The organism is Kitasatospora sp. NPDC057542, from assembly GCF_042801945.1.
GTDB lineage: Bacteria > Actinomycetota > Actinomycetes > Streptomycetales > Streptomycetaceae > Kitasatospora.
Genome location: NZ_JBHVFE010000187.1, coordinates 1 through 15652 on the forward strand (window position 1 = coordinate 1; position 15652 = coordinate 15652).

Below are 15652 nucleotides of genomic sequence, written 5' to 3' on the forward strand. Positions count from 1 at the left end.
GCCCGGGGCCTGCCCCAGGGCTCCCGCCGCGTGTCACCGGCCCACGGCCGGGTCGGCCACCGACCCCACGCTGACCAGCCCGGTCTCGTACGCCGCGACCACCACCTGGGCCCGGTCCCGCAGGCCCAGCTTGCCGAGGATCCGGGCCACGTGCGTCTTCACCGTCGCCTCGGACAACCGCAGCCGGGCGGCGAGTTCGGCGTTGCTGAGGCCGCGGGCGAGCAGTGCCATCACCTCCAGCTCGCGCGGGGTGAGGGTGCCCAGTTCCCGGTGCGGTGCGACGGCGGAGGCCGGATCGTCCGGGCGGGCGAAGCGCTCGACCAGCCGACGGGTGATCGCGGGGGCGAGCAGCGCGTCCCCGGTGCGGACCAGCCGGACGGCGGCGGCCAGGTGCTCCGGGGTGACGTCCTTCAGCAGGAAGCCGCTGGCCCCGGCGGCCATCGCCGCGTAGACGTAGTGGTCCAGGTCGAAGGTGGTCAGCATGATGATCCGCGGCGGCTCCTGCGCGCGGTCCGCCAGGATCCGGCGGGCGGCCTCCAGCCCGTCCAGGCCGGGCATCCGGATGTCCATCAGCACCACGTCCGGCCTGCTGCGCCGGACGGCGGAGACGGCCTGCTCGCCGTCCTCGGCCTCCGCCACGACCTCGATGCCCTCCGACTCCAGGATCAGCCGGAACCCGGTGCGGACCAGGGCCTGGTCGTCGGCGACCACCACCCGCAGCGGCTGCTCGCTCATGAACTCTCCAGGGGGATCAGGGCCGTGACGCGGTAACCGCCGCGCGGCCGGGGGCCGGTGTGCAGGGTGCCGCCGTAGACGGCGAGGCGTTCGCGCAGGCCGAGCAGGCCGCGTCCGTTGCCGGTCGCGGCGGCGCCGGTGGGGCGGCCACCGGTGTCGGTGACCTCCACCCGCAGCTGTCCGGGGGCGTACTCGACGGTGACCGCGGCGTCCGCGCCGCCCGCGTGCTTGACGGTGTTGGTGAGCGCCTCCTGGACGACCCGGTAGGCGGCCAGCTCGACCCCGGGCGGGACGGGCCGGCGCTCGCCGCGGACGCTCAGTTCGACCGGTAGCCCGGCCTGACGGACGCCCTGGACCAGCGCGTCCAGACGGCCGAGGCCCGGCTGCGGACTGAGGTCGGCCTCGGCGGCCGGAGCGTCGCCGGTCTCCGAGTCGATGGTCAGCAGGCCCATCACGTGCCGAAGTTCGGTCATCGCCGCGCGGCCGCCGGACTCCACCGCGGCCATCGCCGTACGGGCCTTGTCCGGGGCGGTGTCCAGGATCTTGCGGGCGGCCCCGGCCTGGATCGTCATCATGCTCACGTTGTGGGTGACGACATCGTGCAACTCCCGGGCGATGCGCGCCCGTTCCAGCTCGACCGCGCGCTGCAGCGCGGCCAGCTGCTCGCGCTCCAGGACGGAGAGCCGCTCGCGCCCCTCGTCCACCCGGCGGCGCCACATCCGCAGTTCGTAGGCGACCGCGAACACCGGCACCATGACCAGGACGGCGATCACCCCGTTGGGGAAGTGCGGCAGCTTGGCCGCGGCGAAGAGCACCACGAGCGCGACGGTCGCGGCCGGCAGGCTCAGCAGCAGGGCCGTCCCGCGGCGCCCGTACGCGGCCGCGCTGTACGCGGCGACCATCACCGCCACGCCCGCCGAGTACGCGATGTCCTCCGACTGGTGCCGGACCAGCAGGGCGCCCGGCAGCACCGTCCACAGCACCGCCAGGGGGAAGCGGCGGCGCAGCACCAGCGGCAGCGGAACGAGCGGCACCACCAGCAGCAGCCAGGACAGGGCCGTCTCGTGCGGGCCGCCCGCGATGGTGGCGTAGCGCCCACTGGTGAGGGCGAGGAAGAGGGCGAGGGCCACGTCGAAGGCCCGGCCGCGCCGGGTCGGCCGGGGCGGGGGAGCCGCGCCCGGGCTGCCGCTCAGCCGGGCCGCCGCCGCGCGCAGCCGGTGCACCGTCGGATGGTTGATCACCGGGACATTGTGGGGGTCGGGAGCCCCTCGGGACAGCCCCGCGGGTGGCGGGCAGCCGGTACACCCGGCGACTACATCGGAAGGATGACGTCGGCGGCCGTCCGCCCGACGCGGTACGGAACGTGCCGCGGGCGGCGGACGCGGGAGCGGGCCGCCCGTTCGTACCTTCGTCCTCGTCACCAGGCAGGAAGCGACGAGGAGTGGGGTCATGAGCAGCGAACCGGTGGTCGAACTGAGCGGGGTGAGCCGCCGCTATGAGGGTGCCCGGGCGGCGCTGGACGGGGTCACGCTGAGCGTGCGGGCGGGGGAGTCGGTGGCCGTGCTCGGCCCCTCCGGCAGCGGGAAGTCCACCCTGCTGAACCTGGTCGCCGGGCTCGACCGGCCGAGCGCCGGGACGGTCACCGTCGCCGGGGTGCGGGTGGACCGGCTCGGCGAGGCGGCCTCGGCCCGCTACCGGCGCGGCACCATCGGCATGGTGTTCCAGTTCTTCAATCTGCTGGACGACCTCTCCGTGGCCGACAACGTGGTGCTGGCCGGCGAACTGGCCGGTGTCCCGCGCGCCGAGGCCCGGCGCCGGGCCGGCGAGCTGCTGGAATCGCTCGGCATCGACCGGCACGCCCGCGCCCACCCGGGCCGGCTCTCCGGAGGCGAGCGCCAACGCGTAGCGGTGGCAAGGGCGTTGATGAACCGGCCGACGCTGCTGCTGGCGGACGAACCGACCGGTGCGCTGGACTCCGCCTCCGGTGAGGACGTCAAGGAGCTGTTCCGCGAACTGCACGAGGACGGGCAGACCATCCTGATCGTCACCCACGACCTGACGCTGGCCGAGGACTGCGCCACCCGCGCGGTCCGGATGCGGGACGGCCGGGTCGAGGCGGACTCGGCGGTGGCGGCATGACCGCGCTCGGGAGGGTGGTGCGGGCAGGGGTGCGCAGGCGTCGGACGCAGTCCGCCGCGGTCGGCCTGGCCGCGCTGGTGGCCACCACCTGCTCCGTCCTCGGCGGCTCGCTGCTGGTCGCCTCCCAGGACCCCTTCGAGCGGGCCTTCGACGGCCGGCGCGGGGCCCACCTCACCGCGCGCTTCGACGGCACCAGGGCGAGCGCCGAGCAGCTCGCCGCCACCGCGCACGCCCCCGGGGTGACGGCCGCCGCGGGCCCCTTCCGCACCGTCACCGTCGACCCCGAGCCGGGCCCCGGGGCGAACGTCCCGGTCGGGGCGACGATGGAACCGATGACGGTGGCCGGCCGCGCCGATCCCGCCGGCGGAGTCGACAACGTCGAGCTGCTGAACGGTAGTTGGCCGAGCAGGCCGGGCGAGGTGGTGCTGGCTGACGCGTACGGCAGCCCGGTCAGGGAGATCGGCGGAACGCTGCGCCTGCCCGCCCTGCCGGGCGCGCCGACACTCACCGTCGTCGGCTTCGCCCGGTCCGTCAGCCGCACCGCCGACGCCTGGGTGGCGCCCGGCGCCCTCACCGCGCTGACGGCGCCCGGCAGCACCCCCGGCTACGAGATGCTCTACCGGTTCGCCGACGCCGGCAGCACCGCCGCGATGGACACCGACCGGGCCGCCGTCGCGGCCACCGCCCCCGCCGGGTCGCTCACCGGCGCCCAGTCGTGGCTCACCGCCAAACAGGGCTCGGACCGCAACACCGCGCTGTTCCTGCCCTTCCTGGTCGCCTTCGGCCTGCTCGGGATGGCGATGTCGGTGCTGGTGGCGGGCAACGTGGTGGCCGGCGCGGTCGGCACCGCCACCCGGCGGATCGGCGTGCTCAAGGCGCTCGGCTGCACCCCCGCCCAGGTGGTGCGGGCGTACGTCGCCCAGGCGCTGATCCCGGCCACCGTCGGGACCCTGCTCGGGGTCGTCGCCGGCAACGCACTGACCATCCCGGTGCTCGCCACCACCGGCTCGCTCTACGGCACCACCACCTCCGGCCTCGCCCCCTGGGTGGACGTCGCGGTGGCCGGCGGCACCCTGACCGCCGTCGCGCTGGTCGCCTGGGCCGCAGCCGCCCGGGCCGGCCGGCTGCGCACCGTGGACGCGCTCGCCGTCGGCCGCACGGCGGGCGGCAGCCGACGCGACGCGCTCGCCCGCCGCGCCGCCGCGCTGGCCGCCCGGCTGCCGCTGCCCCGGCCGATCGGCCTCGGGCTCGCCCAGCCCTTCGCCCGCCCGGCCCGTGCGGCCGGAATGCTCGCGGCGGTGCTGTTCGGCACGGCGGCCGCGGTCTTCGCGGTGGGCATGGGCGGGACGATGAGCTGGGTGCAGGAGGCGAAGACCCGCGACGCCGGGGACGTCGCGGTGCACCCGACGCGCCCGGACGGCCCGCCCGGGGCGATGCCGATGACCAGGCCCGTCCCGGCCGAGCGGGCCGTCGTCACCGCCGCGCTGGACGCCCAGCCGGGCACCGCCGCCTACTTCGGCGTCGGCACCGAGGACGTCACCGTCCCCGGGGTGGCCGGCAGCACCACCGTGACCGCCTTCGACGGCGACTCCTCCTGGGCGGGCTACCGGATGGTCACCGGGCGCTGGTACCAGGGCCCGGGCGAGGCCGTCGCCCCGGCGACCTTCCTGACCGAGGCCTCGGTCAGGATCGGTGACCAGGTGACCTTCACGAGCCACGGCCGGGCGGTCACCGTCCGGATCGTCGGCGAGGTCTTCGACCCGCACGTGCAGACCAACGAACTGTTCACCGACGCCGCCGCCTACCCGTCCGGAACGGCCCCGCGGCCGGACTTCTGGACCGTCAAGCTGAAGCCGGGCACCGACCGCACCGCCTACGCCACCGCCGTCACCGCCGCGCTCGCCCCGGCGCACATGACCGCCGACACCGGGGGGCCGCACGGCTCCAGCGACTCGATCGCCGCGCTGAACTCGCTCACCGCCACCCTGACCGTGCTGCTGCTCGTGGTCGCCGGGCTCGGGGTGTTCAACACCGTCGTCCTGGAGATCCGTGAGCGCACCCGGGACATGGGCGTCACCAAGGCGCTCGGCATGACCCCGGCGCAGACCGTGGGCGTGGTGCTCGCCTCGGTGCTCCTGGTCGGGGCCGTCGGCGGCGCGATCGGCCTGCCGGTGGGCCTGCTGCTGCACGGCCTGACGGTGCCCGCGATGGGCCACAGCGCCGGGCTGAACTTCCCGGCCTCCGCGCTGGACGTCTTCGCCACCCCGGTGCTGGTCCTGCTCGGCCTCGGCGGCGTGCTGATCGCCCTGCTCGGCGCCCTGCTCCCGGCCGTACGGGCGGCGCGGGCGCGCACGGTGGACGCGCTGCGGGCGGAGTGACAGCGGCGGGCCCGCGCGGGCGGGCGGGGCGGGCGCACACCCCGCCCGCCCGTCCCGCCTGGGCTCAGGAGCCCTGGTCCGTCTGCTCCTCCGTCCGCTCCTCCGCCCGCTTCTCGGCCACCCGGACCTGCTCGGTGAAGGTGCGCTCGTCGATCCGCCCGACCGACGCCCCGTGCCGGGCGGCCGGCTCGTCCGCCGGGGCCGGCGAGGCCTCCCGCACCTCCGGGGCCAGCAGCGACCCGCCATCCGGCACCCGGGGCGAGAGCACGATCAGCGCGGCACCGGCCTCGCTCGCGTGGTGCTCCTCGGCCGCGTCAGGGCGGTTGAACACCGGTCCGAGATCCGCCGGGAGACGCTCGACCAGCAGGGCGACGGCCTCCTCCGGGGTGGCCGCGGTGACGCGCTCGCCGGATTCGTGCCACCGGCCGACGAGGTAGCTGCCGCCCTCCTGTGGATGGGCGTTCGGGAGGCCCTGCTCGGCCCAGGGCTGCGTGGTCGACAGGCTGAAGTGCAGGTTGTAGTGGCTGGTAAAGGGAAACAGCCGGCGCAGCCGGGGTTCGGCGCGGGCGGCCCTGAGCAGGCGGACCAGGCCGTCGTTGTAGCTGCCGGGGCCGCGCTTGTTCTCCCGTGCGCGCCCCTCCCAGTTCAGGACGAGCCTCTCCCAGCGGGCCTCCACCGCCGCCTCCGGCCCGATCGCCCGGGCGGCGACGTCCGGCAGGACGGGCTTGGCCGACATGTCCATCTGATCATCGGATCGCATGGCGAGCAGTCTGCCGTACTGCCTCCCGGGGAATCGGGCACCGCAGACCTCCCCGGTGCTCGACGGCCACCAACTCGGCTCCTTCGAGCAGGATTTGTGGCACATCGCGACGAGGCCGGTCCCGACGGTCGGTCAGGCCCCGACGCGCGCCGCGCCGCGCAGCTTGCGCCAGGTACGGCGGAGGGAGGACGGCCCGGAGCGGCCGGCGGCGGGCGCACCGGACTTCCAGGACCGGGCCGCCTCGGCGAGGGTCTCCGGCGGAGCAGGGGCGATCGGCGGGCCGACCCGGTCGGCGCGGGCGGCGCGCAGGAGGTCCTCCGGCCGGAGCGCCTCCAGCCTCGCCCTGGCGTGGTCGAGCAGGGCGGCGCAGGCGTCGTTGATCGCGGCCTCGCCGAGCGGGCGCGCGGGCAGGTCGAGGTCTTCGGTCAACTGCCGTTCCAGGGCTCCGCACAGGTCCTGGACGGAGAGGTCGCGGACGGTCAGCGACAGGTGGGCGGACAGGCCCCCGGCGCCGACCGCGCGGTGCGCGAAGCCGCGCGGTACGTAGAGCACGCCGCCGGGTTCGAGGACGCCGTGAAGCCGCAGCGGGGAGCGTTCGTCGTCCGGGAGTTCGCCGAGCCGCCAGTCCGCCGCCGCCGGTGCGTCGTGGACGTACCAGGTCTTGCGCCCGGCGGCCTGGAGGACGAACACGTCGGCGTCGTCGCGGTGCATCGCGAGGCCCTGGCCGCCGGCCGGGGTGACGAAGAAGAAGGCCTCCACCCGCCGGTCCAGTTCCTCGGACAGCCGGGCCACCAGCTCGCCGGTCGGGCGGTGCCACTGGTCGACGCAGCGCAGCAGCAGTGTCGCCCCGCGGCGCAGCAGGGCGAGCACCTTCGCGCGGTCCGCGAAGCCGTGGTGCGTCGTGCCGTTGACCACGCGCGAGGTGGTGAAGGACTCGGTCGGGACGGTGACCTTGTCGGAGCGGACCATCTCCAGGTAGGGGGTGCGCAGCAGGCCGCCGTCGAAGGCGGCGTCCAGCTCGTCGAGGTCGAACGGCGGGGCGAGGGCCTCCGGGGTGAAGAGCGCGGGCTCGCGCTGCCACTGGCGGTCGGTGAAGCTCCGGACGTCGCCGACCCAGTCGGCCAGTGTGGGCGATTCCATGGTGTGTGTCCCGTGGTGTCAGGGGTGTTCCGGGGCGTCGAGGCGTCAGGTGCCGACCTGCGCCGCGAACCGTACGGAGAGCAGGGAGCGCAGCGGCACCTGCGCCTCCTGCTGCGGGCTGCGGACGACCAGCCGGTTGTCCAGGGCGACGGTGAGCAGGCGCTCGGCCAGCGGTACGACCAGGTGCTTGGCCCAGCAGCGGGCGCCGTCGAAACCGAACGGCATGAACGCGGGCGCCTTCTCCGGGTCCGCGACGCCGTCCCAGCGCTCGGGGCGGAACTCCAGCGGGTCTGACCAGTAGTCGGGGTGGCGGTGCATCAACAGCGGGAAGAGCGCGACGTCGTCCTCGGGCCGGATCTCGGGGTGCAGTAAGGTGTACGCCGCGCCGCCGTTGCGGTACAGCATCCAGGCGGGCGGGAGCAGCCGCAGCGTCTCCCAGAGGACCGCGGTGAGGTCCGCGCGGTTCTCCGGCCGGTCCCGCTCCGGGCCCATGAGCCACAGGGCGTTGCCGGTCAGTGCGGCCACGCCGTCGCAGAGGGTGGCTGTCGCCCGCCGGTACATCGCGATGGCCTGCTTGCGCTCCACCGGGTCGTCGGCGCCGCGGATCAGCCCGGCCAGTGCGGTGCACCCGTCCTGGCCGGCGGAGCCGGGCCAGCGGGTGACCGCGCGGTCGACGAGCCGGGAGAGGGTGTCGGAGCGGGTGACGCCGCGCTTCGACAGCAGGGAGACCGGCAGCGGGTCGGCGGAGAACAGCCAGCGGCGCAGGTAGGAGGTGCCGGCGTAGGGCCAGGAGCCGGCCATCCCGCGGGCCGGGGGCGGTGGCTTCCGGATGCCCGCCATGGCGTCCCGCCCCAGTGCGCGGATGGTCCTGGTCGCGCTGTCGTGGGGGATGTCGGAGCCGGCGGCGGGTTTGTAGACCGAGCGCTCGCTGGAAAGGACGGGGCGTGCGGCGACGATTTCGGCCATCAGCCGGGAGTCCGCGACACCGACCTTGACCGGGTCGATCCGGAACACCTTCTCGTCCCTGTCCAGTAGCTCCTGAATTCTCGGTGAGAACGCGATGGAATGGCCGCGAGGTTTCGTCGGAGCCATTTCTTCCACGGGAATCAGGTCTCCATTTCGAAATGGCAGGGAAATGTTGTCGGAGCGGAGCTGCCCGAGGAGGTCCGGGCAGGTCGCCGCGCCGGCGGGGGCACGGCCGACCCAAGCCCCCGCCGGCGGCTGACCACGTCAGATGACGTGCAGCACCCACGCGTGGTTCGCGAGGTCCTCGTCCTTCTTGAACTTCTTGACGAGCGCCTTGATCATCTTCATGACTACTCTCCATTCCGGGGGTTTTCGGGTGCGGCGAGAATGCCGCACCCAGGCCGTCGGGGATGTCCGGCATTCCGTCGCCGGGGGCCGAACGGGTTCATCTGTCATGGACCCTAACCGAAGGTTCGCCGCTCGGACACCCCGTCGACAGGGAATTGTTCGATCTCTTTGCCTTGTTGACGGCCTATTCGGTGGTTGAATCGTTATAACCCCTGGAAATTCGCGGTGGGGGCCCGGAACGGGAACGCGAAAGGGCCCCGCGAGGCCGCGGGGCCCTTCTGCGCGTACGACGGGTACGGCGCGGTCGGTCAGTTGCCGGTCATGCGATCAGTTGTAGGTCGTGGTGACCGTCACGCCACCGAAGCCCTGCTGCGCGTAGAGGCTGAAGTACACCCAGCCGGACGGCGGGTTGTCGATGGTGAGGGTCTCACCGTTGCCGCTGGTGGTGGACTTGGCCAGGTACGAGCCGGTGGTGGCCCAGGCGCCGCCGTTGTAGTACAGGTCGGCGTTGCCGGTGCCGCCGCTGGTGGTGACGGTCAGCTGCTTCACACCGGCGGGCAGGTACAGGAAGTCGTAGCTGTAGTTCCCGGTGGTGGCGGCGACGTTGTCCCGGCGGCAGTTCTTGTCGTACTGCCGGCTGTCGGCGGAGGTGCAGAGCGGGGCCTTGGGCTGCTCGGTGGGCAGCGAGCCGCAGTTGTCGGCGGCGCAGGCCTTCAGCCAGGTGGCGAAGTCGGCGTCGTACTTGGTGCCGATGGTGGTCTTCAGGATGGTGCGGGCGCCGTTCCAGTCGCCGGCGCGGTACTTGGCGAGCACCGCGTTGACGTCGTCCGGGTGCGACTGGAGCATGTAGCGGACGGCCAGGTAGCCCCAGTTGTAGGTCCGGGTGGAGTTCGAGTTCTCGTAGGTGGTGTCGAACAGGGTGCTCAGGGCGTAGGTGCCCTTGCCGGCCTGGGCGATCGCGTCGTCGTAGTGGGCGCCGCGGTAGCTGTAGGAGACGTACTCGGCGAGGCCCTCGACCCACCAGATGGTCGGGGTGGTCATGCCGGCCTCGAAGTCGCCGTACATGTCGTAGCGGCCGTCGAGGTAGTGGGTGTACTCGTGGTTGAGGTTCCAGATCTGGAACTCGGGGCGCAGCCAGGAGGCCTCGTGGGCGATGAAGCGGGCCTGGTTGCCGACCGTGGCCGGGTTGCCCTCCTCGTACATGCCGCCGTTGTCGACCTCGATCTTGTACATCTCCCAGGCGTACAGGCTGTAGTTGTAGTAGTCGTCGAAGACGACGACCTCAAGGTTGGTGTTGTTGTCGTTGGCGACCGGACCGTTGTCCTTGACGATCTTGTGGAAGAACGCGTCCTGGTTGATCAGGCTGGTGCAGGTGTCGGCGAGCTGCTGCGCGGTCATGTCCTGGGCGCGGATGCGCAGGTTGGCGTTGCAGGTGTGGTCGACGGTGAGCACCAGCGGGACGAGCTTGGCCGGCACGTCACAGGTGCCGTAGAGGGAACAGTTGCCCTCGTCCTTCTTCTCCGTGAACCAGAGCAGGTTCATGGTGAGCGGACCGGTGTTGCCCACCAGCGGGTAGCGGTTGATCAGGTCCTTGAGGATCGGCCGGCCCTGGGGGCGCAGGGCGTCGCTGGCGACGAGGTTGCCGAGCTGGATGCCGATCTTGGTCACCAGGTCGCCGCCGTTGATCAGGCTGCTGTTGCGGGTGACGAAGGACTGCACGGTGGTGGCGAAGGTGGGGTCGGCCTGGAGGGCGGTGACGAACTCCGGCAGGTCGAAGCCGCGCTCGATGACCGTCTCGGTGTTGGCCACGGCGGTGGTCATCGCGGCGGGCCAGTTGCCGTTGTAGTCGTTCAGCAGCCGCTTGACGACGCCGGTGTAGCGGGCGTTCTCCTGGGCGCTGTCGATCAGGGTGACGGCCTCGGCGAGGGTGGCGCCGTTGGCGTCGCTGATGTCCCTGGTGCGCGGGGCGGCGTAGAAGGCGTCCAGCGCACCGCGGATGGCGGTCTTGAGGCTGTCGCCGTACGGGCCCACGGCGTCCGCATTGTACCACTGGACGTAGTAGCCGGCGCGCAGGAAGAGCACCAGCTGCCCGGCCGAGGTGGAGTTGTCGCCGGGGTAGGCGGCGGAGGTGTCGCGCAGGGCGTTGGCGACGGTGACCATCTGGGCCTCGTTGAAGGCGCCCTTGGCGTCGTTGCCGGTGAGCTGGAACAGGGAGTTGACGCAGTCGAGCCCGGCGGCCTTGACCTGCTGGACCAGCGCGGCACCGGACTTGCCGGTGAAGGCGGAGACGTCGCAGGCGGCCGTGAGCGCCCGCGCCGACTTGGCGGCGCCGACGGTGCTGCCCGCCGTCGGGGCGGTGGCCTTGGCCTGCGGGTCCGAGACGAGCGGGCGGGCGTCCTTGGGGGTGTCGGGGGACTTGGGCACGGGGATCGTGCGCGGCGCGGCGGGCTTGCCGACCGGTGCGGTCGCCTTGCCGGCCGACGCGGCGGCGGTGTCGGCGGCGCTCGCCTGCGGCGCGAACAGGCCGAGGGCGAGGAAGAGGGCGGCGCCGAGTGCAGGGAGTCTGCGCGCGCTGTCCTTCGCTATCCGGGAGGGACGCATCTGTGGGGGCCTCCGGGGCCGTTGTGGGTGGGGGCGGCCGCGCTGCGTGGGGCGCACGGGCCTTGCTGTGTGACATGTAAAATGGCACATAGGAGAACGTGGGGGGAAGGGCCGGGAACGGATTGCCGGTCGGCGAGACCGAAACGTTGTCAGGTCCGCACGGGCCTCGGAGCCGTGCGAGCGCCAGGTCCGCACGGGCCCGGGAGCCGCGCGAGCGTCAGGTCCGTACGAGCGGCCGGGGGGTGAGCGCCGCGAACTCCAGCGGCGCCGACGGATCCACCGACAGGTCGGCCGGGGCCGGCTCCGCGCCCGCCCGGACCAGCAGGTCACCGACCGCCGCCACCATCGCGCCGTTGTCGGTGCACAGCCGCAGCGGCGGCACCCGCAGCGCGATCCCGGCCGCCGCGCACCGCTGCTCGGCCAGTGCCCGCACCCGGGAGTTGGCCGCGACCCCGCCGACCACCACCAGGGTGCCGATCCCGTGGTCGACGCAGGCCCGCACCGCCTTGCGGGTCAGCACGTCCGCGATCGCCTCCTGCAGCGCGGCCGCCGCGTTCTGCACGTGCGGCTCGCGCTGCGCCTCGACCCAGCGGGCGGCGGCGGTCTTCAGGCCGGAGAAGGAGAACGCGTACGGGTCGTCCTGCGGCCCGGTCAGCGGCCGGGGCAGCCGGACGGCCGTCGGGTCGCCATCGCGTGCGGCGTGGTCGATCGCCGGGCCGCCCGGGTAGGGGAGCCCCAGGATCCGGGCGACCTTGTCGAAGCACTCGCCGGCCGCGTCGTCCAGGGTGTCGCCGAGGTGGACGATCGGATCGCGGGCCAGGTCGCGCACCAGCAGCAGCGAGGTGTGGCCGCCGGAGACGATGAGCACCACGCAGGGGTCGGGCAGCGGCCCGCCGTCCAGGGCGGCGGCGGCGACGTGCCCGGCGAGGTGGTGCACGCCGTACAGCGGGACGCCGAGCGAGAAGGCGTACCCCTTGGCGGCGGCCACGCCCACCTGTAGCGCCCCGGCCAGGCCCGGACCGGTGGTCACCGCGACCGCGCCGACGTCCTCCAGGGTGAGCCCGGCCCGGTCCAGGGCTTCCCGGACCGCCGGCGCCATCGCGTGCACGTGCGCCCGCGCGGCGATCTCGGGCACCACCCCGCCGTAGCGGGCGTGCTCGTCCATCGACGAGGCCACCGCCTGCCCGAGCAGCACACCGTCGCGCACCAGGCCCACGCCGGTCTCGTCGCAGGAGGACTCGATGCCCAGCACCACCGGTGACCCTGTCACAGCCACTCACCCCTGTCGGTCATTACATGGAACGGTGACCATTGTGCCCGACGGGGCGTGAGGAATAAGCAGGAGCCCATACTTCGTTCTTGCAACTGATACGCAATAGTGTTGTCCCGGCACGATCACCACCGTTCAACCCGCCGAAAGGGGCCGTGTCCTGATGGGCACCTACACGCTTCCCGACCTGCCGTACGACTACTCCGCTCTGGAGCGGGCGATGTCGGCCGAGATCCTGGAGCTGCACCACTCCAAGCACCACGCCGCGTACGTCAAGGGCGCCAACGACACCCTGGACCAGCTGGCCGAGGCCCGCGACAAGGAGCAGTTCGGCGGCCTGGTCGGCCTGCAGAAGACCTTCGCCTTCCACCTGTCGGGCCACGTCCTGCACTCGCTGTTCTGGCAGAACCTCTCGCCCGAGGGCGGCGACCGCCCCGAGGGTGAGCTGGCCGACGCCATCACCGAGCACTTCGGCAGCTTCGAGGCGTTCAAGAAGCAGCTCACCAACGCCACCACCGGCGTGCAGGGCTCCGGCTGGGGCATCCTGTCCTGGGAGCCGCTCGGTCAGCGCCTGATCGTCGAGCAGGTCTACGACCACCACGGCAACGTCGGCCAGAACACCACCCCGCTGCTGGCCTTCGACGCGTGGGAGCACGCCTACTACCTCCAGTACCGCAACGTCCGCCCGGACTACGTCACCCGCCTGTGGGACGTCGTCAACTGGCAGGACGTGTCGGACCGCTTCGCGGCCGTCAAGAGCGCCTGATCAGCTGATCCGCTGATACGCGTCGCGTGACGCAGGGTCCCGGACCGGTCGGGCGGTCCGGGGCCCTTCCCTTTCCCCATCGGGGTTGTCCGTCACGGGAGTTGACGCCGGACACAGCCGATGCACCCCACCGCAGGCTGGACGCCACCCACCGTTCGCCTGCCGGCCGCGTGCCCTCCCTACGCTCGCTCGGACCACCGCCGGTAACCGGCCGGCAACGGCCTCCCGGCCCGTCCGCTCCTGAGCGAAAGGGCGCCCGATGGCCCCGCGTCTCTCCCTCGTCGTCCCGGTCCACAACGTCGAGCGCTACCTCCAGGAGTGCCTGGACTCGATCGCGGCGCAGACCTTCGGGGACTTCGAGTGCGTCATGGTCGACGACGGCTCGACCGACGACGGCCCGGCCATCGCCCAGGCGTACGCCGAACAGGACCAGCGCTTCCGGCTGGTCCAGCAGGAGAACCAGGGCCTCGGCGCCGCCCGCAACACCGGCTGGCGCCACCTCACCCCCGGCACCGAGTACCTGGCCTTCGTCGACAGCGACGACACCCTGCCGTCGCACGCCTACCAGCTGATGATCAGCACCCTGGGCGACACCGGCTCCGACTTCGTCGCCGGCAACGCCCTGCGGCTGCGCACCACCGGCCTCAGCCCCTCGCACGCCCACCGCCGCCCGTTCCGCGAGACCCGGCTGCGCACCCACGTCCGCGAACTGCCCGCCCTGGTCACCGACCGCACCGCCTGGAACAAGGTCTACCGGCGCTCCTTCTTCGACGCGGCCGGCCTGTTGTACCCCGAGGGCATCCTGTACGAGGACGCCCCGGTCAGCGTGCCCCACCACTTCCTCGCCGAGCGGGTCGACGTGCTCGCCGACCCGATCTACCACTGGCGCGTGCGCGAGGACGGCAACCTCTCCATCACCCAGAAGAAGACCGACCCGCGCGGCCTGGTCGACCGCGTCCGCTCCATGGAACTCGTCCGCGAGTGGCTGCTCGCCCGCCCCGAGCCGGTCTTCGCCGAGCAGTACCTGCGCGCCTACGACCGGAACTGCCTGACCGAAGAGATCCCGATGTTCTTCTGGACCGTCCCGGACGGCGACCGCGCCTACCGCGCCGCCTACCAGCAGCACGTCACCAGACTCCTCCGGGCCATCGGCCCCGAGGCCCAGGGCGGCCTCAGCCCCCAGCTGCGCCTCAAGTACCGGCTCACCCTGGCCGACTCCATGCAGAGCTTCGTCGCCGTCCAGCGCGCACACAGCCTCGCCCGCCGCACCCGCCAGGCCGTCCGGAGGGGCTGAGCCGGGCCCGCCCCGACTCTTGGGACCGTCCGCAGAGTGATCATCCACTGATCCACGCGGCGTGCCGTTGATACGATCTTGAAATCAGTTGCAGGCTCGAAACCCTCAAGGGGCAGACATGAAGAGCACGTTGATCGGCCGTATGGTCATCGCGGTGGCCGCGGCCGCCGTCCTGGGTGCCGCCGGCCTGGCGGTCTCCTCGACGCAGAGCCCCACTTCGCCCTCCTCGCAGGTCGTGGCCGGCGACCACTTCATCCTCACCATCTCGACCGCGAAGTGAGTCGAGTCGGCCGCTTCTCCGAGGAACCGGCCGACTCCCGCCGCATCACAACGGCACTGCACCGCGATGACATCAGCCCGGGACGGCAAGCGCGTTGCGGGTGATGACGGACGGCAGAGGGATGACGATCGAAGCGGAGCTCAAGGCGATCGTGCGAGACCCGGAAGGCGTGCTCAAGCAGCTGGAGGAGCGGTACGGAACCCGGCCGGGTCGGGGTCTTCCGGGATACGTACTACGACGCGCCGGACGGCAGCCTGATGGGTGCCGACCGTGAGCTGCGGATCCGTACGGTGCACAGCCCGGACAACACGCGCACCATGCCGACGTACAAGGGCGCCCGGGTGGACGAGGCGTCCGGGTCGAAGCCGGAGGCCGAGACCAGGGTCGAGGATGCCGATTCCGCCCACGACACGACGGTGAGGTTGGCGGGCTCCTTCTTCGGAAGGGCATCTTCGAGGAGCCGTCGGACCTGCGCCTCCAACTCGTCTGTCAGTCCTCGGTGCCTCGTGATCCCGATGCGCAATGCCGTCACCCCGTCGCGTTCGCCCGCTTGGCCAGCTTCACCAGTTCTGATGGTGCGCTCCGGCCGGCGATGAGGATGAGTTCACGGATCGTCGCCCGGGCTGCCACGTGGGTTCGGATGCTCTCCGGCGCCAGTTCCTCGGCGCGGAGGAGGCAGTCGATGGCCTCGCCGAGGTGGCGCCGCTGAGCGTGTGCCCTTCCGAGGTCGATCAGGAGTCTGGACCTTCGTTCGGGAGACAGACGCTCGGAGTGGATTCGCAGGCCCACGTCCAGCGCCTCGCCCGCATCGCCGAGATCAGGACGGCGCACGCCTGGAGACCGTACGCCGCCGGGAAGCGCCACTGCGCCAGCACGAGTCCGGCCAGCGCGGGCCCGGCCAGCATCGATACCTGGAACGCCATGCCCTGCAGGGCCAGCCCCGCGGCCAGCTGGTCGGACGGCAGCAGCCGCACC

Annotated in this window: 14 protein-coding genes and 1 pseudogene; 6 read left to right on the plus strand and 9 right to left on the minus strand. The window is 72.7% G+C overall.

Annotated features, from left to right (window positions below):
- Nucleotides 1-33: 33 nt before the first annotated feature.
- Together ACFU7Y_RS22975 and ACFU7Y_RS22980 are read right to left on the minus strand one after the other, a co-directional pair.
- Nucleotides 34-735, minus strand: a complete 702-nt coding sequence (locus ACFU7Y_RS22975) for a response regulator transcription factor (RefSeq protein WP_224276922.1) — start codon at nt 733-735, stop codon at nt 34-36.
- Complete coding sequence (locus ACFU7Y_RS22980) at nt 732-1976, minus strand: sensor histidine kinase (RefSeq protein ID WP_380769507.1); 1245 nt, start codon at nt 1974-1976, stop codon at nt 732-734. The genes ACFU7Y_RS22975 and ACFU7Y_RS22980 overlap by 4 nt, the downstream gene beginning before the upstream one ends.
- A gap of 208 nt (nt 1977-2184) precedes the next feature.
- Here ACFU7Y_RS22980 and ACFU7Y_RS22985 point away from each other — a divergent pair, with 208 nt between their 5' ends.
- Complete coding sequence (locus ACFU7Y_RS22985) at nt 2185-2874, plus strand: ABC transporter ATP-binding protein (RefSeq protein WP_224285305.1); 690 nt, start codon at nt 2185-2187, stop codon at nt 2872-2874.
- The gene (locus ACFU7Y_RS22990; protein WP_380769508.1) at nt 2871-5252 is read left to right on the plus strand and encodes an FtsX-like permease family protein; all 2382 of its coding nucleotides are present in this window, start codon (nt 2871-2873) and stop codon (nt 5250-5252) included. Before ACFU7Y_RS22985 ends, ACFU7Y_RS22990 begins: the two co-directional genes overlap by 4 nt.
- Before the next feature lie 64 nt (nt 5253-5316).
- Here the strand turns inward: ACFU7Y_RS22990 and ACFU7Y_RS22995 are convergent, their stop codons facing one another.
- The 6 genes from ACFU7Y_RS22995 to tsaD form a co-directional block, all read right to left on the minus strand.
- Entirely contained in the window at nt 5317-6012 is a 696-nt protein-coding gene (locus ACFU7Y_RS22995) for a DUF6193 family natural product biosynthesis protein (protein WP_224280745.1), read from the minus strand.
- A 132-nt stretch (nt 6013-6144) separates the two neighbouring features.
- A complete protein-coding gene (locus ACFU7Y_RS23000; protein ID WP_224280744.1) occupies nt 6145-7152 on the minus strand; it encodes a cupin domain-containing protein in 1008 nt (335 codons plus the stop codon).
- Nucleotides 7153-7197: 45 nt separating this feature from the next.
- Nucleotides 7198-8166: a cytochrome P450 gene (locus ACFU7Y_RS23005; protein WP_380769509.1), complete on the minus strand. Its 969-nt coding sequence runs from the start codon at nt 8164-8166 to the stop codon at nt 7198-7200.
- Between the two features lie 216 nt (nt 8167-8382).
- Nucleotides 8383-8514, minus strand: coding sequence for a hypothetical protein (locus ACFU7Y_RS23010; protein WP_263455006.1), 132 nt, complete (start codon nt 8512-8514; stop codon nt 8383-8385).
- A gap of 279 nt (nt 8515-8793) precedes the next feature.
- On the minus strand, nt 8794-11067 hold the full coding sequence (locus ACFU7Y_RS23015; protein ID WP_380769510.1) for a M9 family metallopeptidase: 2274 nt from the start codon (nt 11065-11067) through the stop codon (nt 8794-8796).
- 217 nt (nt 11068-11284) lie between these two features.
- Nucleotides 11285-12337, minus strand: a complete 1053-nt coding sequence (tsaD, locus tag ACFU7Y_RS23020; RefSeq protein ID WP_224280741.1) for a tRNA (adenosine(37)-N6)-threonylcarbamoyltransferase complex transferase subunit TsaD — start codon at nt 12335-12337, stop codon at nt 11285-11287.
- 163 nt (nt 12338-12500) lie between these two features.
- Here tsaD and ACFU7Y_RS23025 point away from each other — a divergent pair, with 163 nt between their 5' ends.
- The 4 genes from ACFU7Y_RS23025 to ACFU7Y_RS23040 all read left to right on the plus strand — a co-directional run bounded on the left by ACFU7Y_RS23025 (nt 12501) and on the right by ACFU7Y_RS23040 (nt 15273).
- Nucleotides 12501-13103 carry a superoxide dismutase gene (locus ACFU7Y_RS23025; RefSeq protein WP_224280740.1) on the plus strand — a complete coding sequence of 201 codons (603 nt, stop codon included), beginning with the start codon at nt 12501-12503 and terminating at the stop codon, nt 13101-13103.
- Nucleotides 13104-13362: 259 nt separating this feature from the next.
- Nucleotides 13363-14397 carry a glycosyltransferase family 2 protein gene (locus ACFU7Y_RS23030; protein ID WP_380769511.1) on the plus strand — a complete coding sequence of 345 codons (1035 nt, stop codon included), beginning with the start codon at nt 13363-13365 and terminating at the stop codon, nt 14395-14397.
- Between the two features lie 118 nt (nt 14398-14515).
- Nucleotides 14516-14677 (plus strand): hypothetical protein, encoded by a 162-nt coding sequence (locus tag ACFU7Y_RS23035; protein WP_380769512.1) that lies wholly within the window; start codon nt 14516-14518, stop codon nt 14675-14677.
- A gap of 257 nt (nt 14678-14934) precedes the next feature.
- Complete coding sequence (locus ACFU7Y_RS23040) at nt 14935-15273, plus strand: hypothetical protein (protein ID WP_380769513.1); 339 nt, start codon at nt 14935-14937, stop codon at nt 15271-15273.
- Between the two features lie 135 nt (nt 15274-15408).
- On the opposite strand, the pseudogene ACFU7Y_RS23045 reads toward ACFU7Y_RS23040, so the two are convergent.
- Nucleotides 15409-15652 (minus strand): annotated as a pseudogene (locus ACFU7Y_RS23045) (MFS transporter); the annotation flags it as partial.